At 35.0% G+C, this 10400-nt stretch carries 6 protein-coding genes; 2 read left to right on the top strand and 4 right to left on the bottom strand.

What is annotated here, in order from left to right:
* Window positions 1-883 precede the first annotated feature (883 nt).
* A complete protein-coding gene (locus BW716_RS24360; RefSeq protein WP_083726943.1) occupies window positions 884-4066 on the top strand; it encodes a sacsin N-terminal ATP-binding-like domain-containing protein in 3183 nt (1060 codons plus the stop codon).
* A gap of 88 nt (window positions 4067-4154) precedes the next feature.
* Here BW716_RS24360 and BW716_RS24355 read toward each other — a convergent pair whose 3' ends face one another.
* Together BW716_RS24355 and BW716_RS24350 are read right to left on the bottom strand one after the other, a co-directional pair.
* Window positions 4155-5495: a hypothetical protein gene (locus tag BW716_RS24355; RefSeq protein WP_083726941.1), complete on the bottom strand. Its 1341-nt coding sequence runs from the start codon at window positions 5493-5495 to the stop codon at window positions 4155-4157.
* Between the two features lies 1 nt (window position 5496).
* Window positions 5497-6468: a hypothetical protein gene (locus BW716_RS24350; RefSeq protein WP_083726939.1), complete on the bottom strand. Its 972-nt coding sequence runs from the start codon at window positions 6466-6468 to the stop codon at window positions 5497-5499.
* Window positions 6469-7450: 982 nt separating this feature from the next.
* Here BW716_RS24350 and BW716_RS24345 point away from each other — a divergent pair.
* Complete coding sequence (locus BW716_RS24345; RefSeq protein WP_143709002.1) at window positions 7451-8308, top strand: hypothetical protein; 858 nt, start codon at window positions 7451-7453, stop codon at window positions 8306-8308.
* 269 nt (window positions 8309-8577) lie between these two features.
* Here BW716_RS24345 and BW716_RS24340 read toward each other — a convergent pair whose 3' ends face one another.
* Both BW716_RS24340 and BW716_RS24335 read right to left on the bottom strand, forming a co-directional pair.
* Complete coding sequence (locus BW716_RS24340; protein ID WP_083726935.1) at window positions 8578-9255, bottom strand: hypothetical protein; 678 nt, start codon at window positions 9253-9255, stop codon at window positions 8578-8580.
* Window positions 9237-9773: a hypothetical protein gene (locus tag BW716_RS24335; protein WP_083726933.1), complete on the bottom strand. Its 537-nt coding sequence runs from the start codon at window positions 9771-9773 to the stop codon at window positions 9237-9239. The genes BW716_RS24340 and BW716_RS24335 overlap by 19 nt, the downstream gene beginning before the upstream one ends.
* Between the last annotated feature and the right edge of the window lie 627 nt (window positions 9774-10400).

Below are 10400 nucleotides of genomic sequence, written 5' to 3'. Positions count from 1 at the left end.
ATATCCTTACCCGACTGCCACCATTACTGATGACTACGCAAGACTCGCTTCCGGTGGTTGACTAGACCTTGTCGGGCAGGATTGAGAACCTGCCGGGTAATTTCGAGGTGTTTCATTTATAAATCCCCACCTCACGGACTTTGCACAGCGCAATCGAAACTTGTCCCCCGCAGCCCGCAAGTTAAATTGAAACCTCGCGCTTAGCGCGGGGTTTTGTTTTTTAGTCGCATGGATAGTCGAGTTCCGGCAGGTTCAACTTAATATTCTTACCCTATTTGATGAGGATTGACAGTTTTTTATAAATAAAGTTAATTAATTGGTTCGAATCCCAGCGGGGTCACAGAGAAAGAAAAGGCTTCAGAACGTATTCGTTTTGAAGCCTTTTTCCGTTCGATATGTCACCGTTTTTCTTTGCTTTGACCTGCAACTAATTGATTTGCAAAAGATATTGGGTTCGAGTACCATAAGGGTATTGAATGGGTGCTATGTTGAAATATGATCTTATCTAATCTACGTTATTAGAATTTGTTTTATTGTCATTTCGGCTAAGGAATAAATTAATTCGAGTTTTTTTTGCATCTTCCTTCCGACACTGTTATATCTTCATTGCAAGTATTGAAATTGCTTGCGTTGGTGTAGGTTTATTCTCACTCATATATTTATCTTCTTTTAGGATATTTTGATTCGGTTGATTGTCGATAGTTCACATTATTTACTATAATGCTAAATATTGCATATATTTAAAATTAGGCAATTGCTAAATTAATCAATCGCAGATTTAGGCACACTTGTTTTATACCGACAATTAATCCCAAATAAGAAACGAAAGAACTTGAATTTTTGCTAACGCTTTGTAAAAACGAAACTTAATAAAGAAGGCTAAATGAAACAAACAGTACAAGAATCAAGAGTTGATTTATATAGGTTGAAGACCCAACGAAACGACCTAAAACAGCATGCTGATAAAATCATACAAGGTATTAAGAAAATCGGTCCTAGCCATGCCAAACGAGCAATATGGGAACTGTTTCAAAATGCTGTTGACTTAAGTCCATCTTGTGAAATTTCAGTAAGTATTTCTGAAAACGAGCTAATATTCTCTCACAATGGAGTGCCATTCACCATGCATACATTAGATTGCTTGTTTACTCAAGTAAGTTCAAAAACCTTAACTGAAAAAAAAATAGATAGAGAGGACGTTGACCCAATTGGGCAGTATGGTACTGGCTTTATGACTGTTCACTCATTCGGTGATGTGGTGCAGGTTAGCGGTGCAATTAGAGATGATTTTACAGTAGAAGATCTCCACGTAGAACCTGAAGGACATATCCAATTTGAAAACCTTCTTATTGATCGAAGTACACAAGACTGGGAAAAATTATGTGATGAAATAAGTAATCTTAGGAAGAACGTTATTGAGCTTTTGGGCCGACCACTCACCTATGAAGAATTGCCTTCTACAGTTTTTAAATTTGAGTTCAATAATGAACTCAATAAAAGGAGGGCATTTGATGCCATTGAGTCGCTCAAAACGATATTGCCTTATGTAATGGTTTTCAACGACAGATTAAAAAAAGTAAGCCTCACAGATACTAAAGGCAATACAACCACCTTTTTAAAAGACGATAATGAGGAAAGCATGGAACATTATTTTATTCGTAAAATTCAAATTAATAATGAAGTAAAAAAAATCAACTACTTAAAAACTGAGAAACTATTAGTAGTACTGCCCTTTCAAAATATCTCCAATGAGGATGGTTATATTGGAGAAGCAGAATCATTACCTGATTCATTACCAAGACTGTTCTTATTTTATCCGTTGATTGGAACCGAGGATTTTGGTTTCAATTTTGTTATTCATTCCAAAAATTTTCAACCTACAGAGCCAAGAGATGGCCTACATCTGAATTCGGAAAATGAAAAGAATAAGATAGAAGAAGAAGCCAATCAAAAATTGATGGAAGAGGCTTCCTCTTTGATTTTCAAATTTTTAGGAGATAATCTTGCAAAAATTAAAAATCCTCATTTGTTAGCTGAAATCAACTTTTCTGTAAGTTCGGACGATCTTAAATTGAATAGCTATTTTATCGAATTAAAAGAGAAGTGGATAACCAAGTTCAGAACACTTCCCTTTGTGGAAACACTCACAAATAGAATTTCAGCGCAGGAAGCAGTTTTTCTTGATACAAGTGTTATCGATGGAACAGATTCACAGACGCGACAGGCAATATACAATATAGTTGGCATGTTTTGCCCAAACATTCCCAAACCCGACCTTATTTCAAATTGGACTGAGATTACTGACGAATGGAATATAACTGATATAACAAAGATTGGCTTTTCAAAAATAGCGGAGAAAATTCAAGAAAAAGGAACTATTCAATCTTACAATAGGACAGAATTGATCCTTTTATATAAGGAGATAATTCGTAAAGGAGAAGGAGAGCTTTTTGCTAATAAGGCACTGCTACCTAACATTAAAGGGCAATTCAGAAAACAGATTGAGCTTAGTAGATCTGTTGAATTAACAGCGGATCTAATGCCATTAGCAGATGTTATTAATCCAAAAATATCTAACAGACAAATAGATGAAGATTTTTTATTAGAAGGATTGGAATTTGAGCCTTTTGGTAGGAGACATTACATGGAGCTAATCAATGCTTCTTTAGATGAGCACATAAAAGATGGAACACGTTCCGGTAAACTACCTGAAAATTATCTTGCCAGTTTGATACAATATACTAGCATAGTTCCCAAAGAAGATTCAGCAAGTGGCCCTGTTCGTATTATAAAATTGATTGCAACGCATTACAATCTTCAATTGAACCAAATTGTTCTTCCATCCCTGCCAGGTGAAGATAATATAGATGTAAGAAAGGGGCAGTTTGATTTATTCAAAGTCTATTTGAATGACCTTAGCGATAAGGATGAGGAGTGGGTAAAAGCTCATATTAATGATTTTGCCCAAGTTTTTATAGAAGCGTTTAATTATGCAGATGTTAAAAAAGTATTTTTGAGATATGATGTTTATCCAAACCAGCTTTTCAAGCTTAAATCTATAAGCTCGCTGAATAAGGATAATAGTATTCCATCTTTCGTGAAAGATTTATACGATAAAATTGTCGATCCTCTCGAACCTATTAGAGCCAAATTGGCACATTCTATTATTGAAAATATTTATGAGGAAATGAAATCGATACGAAGTCTCGATTTAACATCAATAATAGAACAGAGATTTTTTGGTGATTCGGGAAATGAAATTCACATAGAAAATCACACGTATAGAACTGATATTATTGATATAATTCGAAATTTCAAACCAGATCAACCCCAATCGGAGATATATGAAAAGCTCTTCCCAGCTACATCACGAAATAAATCTGCTATTTTGGTACAACTTGCAAATGGTGAAGCTTCATTTGCAATTTTAAGTCAGGACGAATCAGTGATAAAAAAACTTGCAGGAATTGCAGCCCATCCTAATCTTGGTGATTTAATCAAATTTGGCGAAGATGCATTGCTTAAAAAACAGCAAGAAGAAGCTGAAATGAAGTATAAAAAGAAAATTGGAAATCATTTAGAGGATGTACTACGCGAACGTCTATCCCAAAGTATAACTGCGAAGGTGTTAAGTGAACAAGATGGACAAGATCTTGTAATTTACATTGAAGATAAACCAGTTTATTATATCGAAGTAAAATCGAAATGGTTAGAAACTACCCCTATCCGAATATCTAGAAAACAAACACTTCGAGCGCATGAATATCCAAGAAGTTTTGCATTGTGTTCTATAGATATGACTCAATACCAAGGTGCAGATAAGTACGCAGTGGAATCAATTGAGAGCATAGTAGAGAATATGAAATTTAATACAGATGTAGGGAGCAATGTGGGGCATTTAGTCGATATTTTTACCACTGCACATCAAGAAGATAAATTCAGTTTAGATGGAGACTACAGAACCCTTATACCTTCAAAATATATTAAAGACGGTCTTGATTTAGCTCATTTTGAAACGAGTCTCTTAGACTACTTTAACGCTAATTATGGTAAGGGGATTAACTAAATCTCCCATCAAATCCGCTAAAATGAATTCATGTAAATGAAAATACGATCATTTATTTAAAACTACTATCTTAGCTTCTTTACAAATATCAGCTATAAGCTACCGATAAGACTGATATTACTAATGCAAGATATGCGACTAATACAATTAGAAAATAAAAACGGAATTTATTAAATGCCGTTTTTAATGGAGATAAACAATAGGTATCATATTCCGTTTGACTAAGATAGCTATAAAGTTTACTTTTCCAGGTTATCATTGTAGACTTGAGATTATAATAAAAAGCGAACCCTGAACTGGCAGTTATAAAAAAACTGACACAAACATATACACATAGTGCAATTGCAAAGAAAGGAAAGTATTTACTGATAATGTCCGCCTTTTTAATGGAAAAATTTAAAATCATGACCCCCATAACTGTTGTAAAGTCCCGCCACAATCCACTTGACAAATCTGCAGTATTCTGCCTTATTTTACTAAGGTAATCAAACATTGATTTATTCAATTCTCCTAAAGTCTTATTCAATTCTTTTGATGCGTTCGACAGATAATATCTATAAGCGAGTCTACTATTTTCAAGGCAGACCTTCAATTTTTTATTCAGGACTATACTATTAACCTCTGGCAAATCGTCATCTAGCAACAATGACATTTGATAATTAAAGAGCGAATGTCTGCTTTCAATATCCTTACTTTGATAATAGATCCAATCCGCGATCTCGTATATAACTTCACACAATGTAAGGAAAACATCAACTTCATCCATTTTAAGAACGAGCGTCCTCCTTCTATCACCTTTAAACTCCAACATTAAATTATCATCTACTATCGAAAATTCTGACCCTAAAGTAGTGATCATTTTTTTTGTCGAGCTAATTTTCCAGACATCAGGAGTAATACTTAGTTCGCTTGCAGTTGTTAGCCAAGACTTTATAGAATCTGGCATGTATTCTTGACCGACTTGATTGATTGGTTTCACATATTTTATTGGAGTTACATCGTCGCTAGTTCCTGGATTAGCTGTTATAAGTTGTTCATCAGATAAGGGAACGAAAATCGTTGTAGGAGTTCTATAAGCCTTGCTGATGAAGAATAGCTTAATGACTGAATATGCTGTACAAGACTTCTGACGACTTAAAAAATGTTCAAAGGCACCCTCCAAAATAAAATAGATGTCTCCTGTCTTTCTTATTCTTACAGTAATGAGGCCATCATGTACGGAATTATATTCACTATTAATATCGATTTCTTCGCCTAGCTCAGAATTTACTTCTGTAACTCCAAGCCCTTTTTCAAAAAAGTATTTTTGAATGCCTCTCAATATAAGTGAGACAGATTCATTATATGAGATATCGGTTAATCTAATAACATCTTTGTTCTCAAATATTTTATTTTTAAAGGCCGGAGTTAATAAAATATGTTCAACCATATTATTTTTCTTCTATAAGCTGCGAGGTTGTGATCGTTACAATTGTTTGATTGTTTTCATGCCGAATATTGATGGTATCCTCTGCTGTAGGAGGGAATTGAATTGCAACACCTTCAGATGTTCTCATCTTTCTCAACTTAGGCTTCGGTATGTTTTTGTCCAAAGCGAATGTTTCACCAGCAATATCTTTCTTCTTCAATTCTTTCCTAAAGTAATTTCCCATTGCCGGAATGTAAGTATGGCCGAATATGTTCTGCAGGAAATCTTCTGTGTCAAACGTATCATTATTTTGAACATACTCATAGAAGTTAAGACTAGCTCTACTTGTATACTCTTTGGGCAAAGCTATTTTGTGTTGTTTTACGGTTTCTAAATAACATTCTTTGACTTTCTCTGTTAATGTTGTGTTAGTATATGTTCTTCTGATTCCTAGGAAATTTTTAAAAAATTGTGTAACATGAGCCTTTTCGGATTTATCAACCACTATAGCATGTGGAACTGATGTATCTAAATCTATGATAGCAGATTTTTGAAGGGCATCTTTATTTTTGCTGAATGTGCTTGATATTTCACTTAAAATTGCTTTGTTGTTGCTCTGAGTATAATAGATCACATTTTCATGGTCGTATTTGACTAAGACATACTTAGCTAACCCACTAATACGTGCTTTTATTAAGATCATAACTCCTGGTTTTATCCTGTTATCTCGATGGGAATGGAATATCCTCGCTATCTCTTTACTTATATCCAAAAAACCATTTGAACTATTTATGGATTTTATCTGAGATAAAAAATGCGATTCAGGCGTAAAATCAAATCTATTTCCATCTAGTACTTCCTGAATTCTTAATTTAAAAAATAGTTCAAATCGATCTATGGGCGTCTCATCCATTAAAATCGGGTCATCTTCACCGTGATGTACAACGTGAAAAATAAAGTGTTCAATTAGAATGTTTTCCAAATCTGTATTCATAAATAAATGGGGGTTTATAAATAAAGATAAAGAAACATTTGTTAATGTCACACTTTCAGTCGTTGACTAAAGTACTAGCCGTCAACGCCACGTATATGCGTAGCCAGTATTTGAGGAAGAAATAGTTTCTTATGCCCAATAATGATTATTTCTAATTGTAGATGGTGGGTAAAAGGCTTAACATTCCTAAATACGATACTTCAAAGGTCTCATCAGATGACTAGGATGATTTTAGTATCAATTCTTTGCCATTCATACAAAGTTTGTGCTGTTAACATCCTAGCTTTAAATTAAATATACATGCATTTTAAAAAGTATGATATTTATTAATTAATTTCTAAGTAACATTGGTTTATAATTATTCATACCTATAACGAAAAGATCCCACAAGATAGATCTCGAACTTTTATGATATTTAATTGCCTATTTATTGTTACCCTTAAAATAGACACGTTAATTCTTGCATAATTTGGTTCGAGTTTCTGATACTTGGGGTCACAGGAAATTTAAACGCTTCAAGTTCAAAGACTTGGAGCGTTTGCTTTTTTGAGAAAGTTGTATACGGGATTAATTATCAAGCTTTAAAGAGTTCGAGTCATGTTGGGACGCTTGAATTGCTGTAGGCCAACAACTCCGGCTTTTCCTGTTTGACTCATCGCTAGTTACTACATAATTATACAAGAATCCATTGTACTGTCAGATTCAATATTGACTATTGCAGTTCTGGCCAGGTGTTCAACTTCTTCAGAACTGGATACTCTAATGACATTGTCAGTAGGTATCTCCGATAATTTATCTTTTATTTCCTGTCAGACTGGTCGTAGTTCTAAAAGGACAAGATCATTTCAATTGTCCGGACAGCGTCTGGATAATTGGAAAATTTTCTTAAGCAGCCGTATCTGAAAATGGGCACGACTTAATTTTAGAATCTGGTATTAGCAATATTGGTTATATTCATATTTTTCCTGCTAAAAAAATGTCATTGAATAAAAACATAACCTTTCCTGAGAACCTATCCAATTTCCTCTACTGGGTAAAAGACACAACAGAATCATACTGGAGCAAATTACCTCATGACAAGCTAATTCATGGAGCAAAATGGTTGCCACTTACAGATCAGCAGATCGATGAACTGGAGTTAAAATATTCTATAAAATTTGGAATTGAACATAGGTTATTTCTAAGAATATTGCACACCATAGATAAGCATTACGATGATGAATGGGAAGAAGTAAAATATATTGAATCCGAAGAAGAGAGAAGGGGAAAGCCACTTTGGTCTCCATTATACCGTCCGTCTTATTTTTATAACTGGATAACTGAAAAGGAATGGATCGAAAGCAGACTTGCGTGGATAAATGACTTCTATACCATTAGCATATCAGGACCTGGTAAGTCCTGGCTACGTTCATGGGGCCCACGTCCTGAATCCGATGAAGAAAGAGTTCAGATATTCAGAGAGTGGTATCAAAAAGCACCTCGTTTATTACCTATTACTGCACACACTTTTCTGATGGATGATGGCGGGCATGGCCTGAGACCTGTAATGTCGGTTTACGGTTTTGATACGATAATCATGGGATGGAGCCTCCGTCATTTTTTGATGTTGGAATTTGATGTGGAACTAGGACTTACAGAGATATACTATGATGACAAAGAAGATTATCCGGAGGGATATACAGATCTTGTAAAAGGTATTCCTGAGTTGGATGTGTTGATGACAATTAGATTGAATGATACAGATATTCCTTATTGGAAGGAGGCGCTTACCTATTATCACCATCCGGATCAGAATTGCTGGCAGGGATTCTGGGTACCCTGGAGCAAGTCGGAATTATAATTTTATCTCCACGTTAATTATATCTATTTGGTTATCAGTATTTTTAATTCACAAAGAGCTTTTAGATGATCATAAAACCGGTTCGAGAATTGTCCAGACGGGGTCACAGCCAACTTATAAAACCTGCGCTGGTCACAGGTTTTACTTTTTTAGTTGAGCGTTTAGTTGAGTTCCTTTTGTATAACCCCGATTTCTTTCCCGTACTTTATACAGGTTAATCAGCTTTTACTAAGTTACGAAATGTAAATCTTGAATTGCCTAACTTCTGATTATCTTGTCTTGGTCAAGACGTGGATAATTGTGCTTACGTGTTCTTTGACATTGTCTCTGCCTATTTGCATGAGTGTGTAATATTGGGATTTATGACATTTCCTCATTTTTTCTCTACTTCCACAAAAACACTGAGAGGTTCTGCCAAGATCTCCATTCTTTAGGAACTTTATAAGTAAGCCTAACACCTTTTCAGAATTGAGATTCATAAATAACTCTGTGTAATATTGAAGAATACCTGCTAGTCCGTGTTCATATTCTCCATTAACATAGTAGCCTTCAACCATACGATGCGTTTGATTGAAAAAATATGGTATTACGGCTTCTTCATAGAAATCGAGTAACATAATCCCATTTTTGCATCGAATAATTTCTTCTGGTACAATTCCAATACAGCATGCTAAAGTGTCCTCATACATATGCCAGTCTGCAATTTTAGGTATTTTATTACTTACTTCATAAACAGAAGGAAAGCGGTTGGGATAACTGTTCGTACAGTGAATCTCTATTTCAAAGGTTTGCCAGTATTTTCCATTCTGATCTACAATGTCTAACATGCCTTTAACTATGGGAAGTCCATCTAAAGACGATTTACTCAGTTGTGGATATTTGAGAATCAAACTATTTGATTGACTCTCAAATATCTCTCTGCTTTTATTCATATTTTCAAGCCCCATGGACGATTAGTTGATGCACCTGTAAAAAGACCAACAGTAGCAGTGTTATTGCCTGTTTCATTTTTTGCTAAGTGGCATGGAAATCTATCGCCAAAATTTTTTTGCCAATGAGCACACGCATTAACTCCATTGCTCTCCTTTAGGGCCTCTTTTGCATTGGAGATAAAATCTGATAAACATTTCATAAAATAATCCTTGTTGGTATAGCTAGATAAAAGGTTTTCACCCTGTTCCGGAGTCGGTCTACCACAACTGAAGTTTTTGGATAGAGTATATTCCATATTTACCATTGTTTCTTTCAAAGCAATATCATCTCGATCATGAGAATAGAAATTATTTACAACCAAAATAGTCAACACCAAACCACTTGGCATTTTTTTGTCAACCCGCGCAAATTCTCGATAATCACACCACGCCTTTGTATATCTAACTAATCGTCTTATTTGTGGATTAGCGTCAGCTATTTCATTGAACCAATTTACGGTAGCAATAATAATCCTCCTATCAGATGTTGACATTTTGATAGGAGTTTTTTTTTATTATCAATGACTCCCAACGTTAGAAGTTTACGGGGGCGAAGCCCTAAATTCTATCTTTTTCTCTCAAACGATGTCTTAACTACAGTAGAACACAAAGCCAAACCATATTTTGACAGCATCTGTGATTTACCCAACCACTTGCCTTACTTACTAAATTGTAGCAATTTGAATCATTAACCTCGCATTAACCTTGTTCAATTGGTTAATTCCTTTATTCCGCTCCCGTTTTACATCATCGACCAAAAGAATAACCCCTATTTGAAAGGTTGCCATCGTCAAAGACTGATTTAATGATAAATGCAGGCAGTTTGAACCCGGAAAAAAACGCCACGCTGGAAGCCTGATCACTTCCCCCTTACGAAAAGGTCTGCTACCTTAATTAGGAGCAGACCTTTTTTTATAACTATCAGGACCTAAACTATTTTTTGATTATGAGGTGAGCCAGTTCTGAATCATTCATGATGTGTATATATTCGGCATTAACCACTTTCTGAATATCGGCGCGGATATGTAGAAAATTCCGTTCTACCATATCCTGTGTTACATACCGAATTTTGGGAATATTTTTGCAAGCTGCTTCCTCTGCTTGCAGAAGACACCTTCTTT

Source organism: [Flexibacter] sp. ATCC 35208 (assembly GCF_001975825.1).
In the GTDB taxonomy this organism is placed as follows: domain Bacteria; phylum Bacteroidota; class Bacteroidia; order Chitinophagales; family Chitinophagaceae; genus Chitinophaga.
This window is presented reverse-complemented; position numbering and strand designations above follow the sequence as displayed.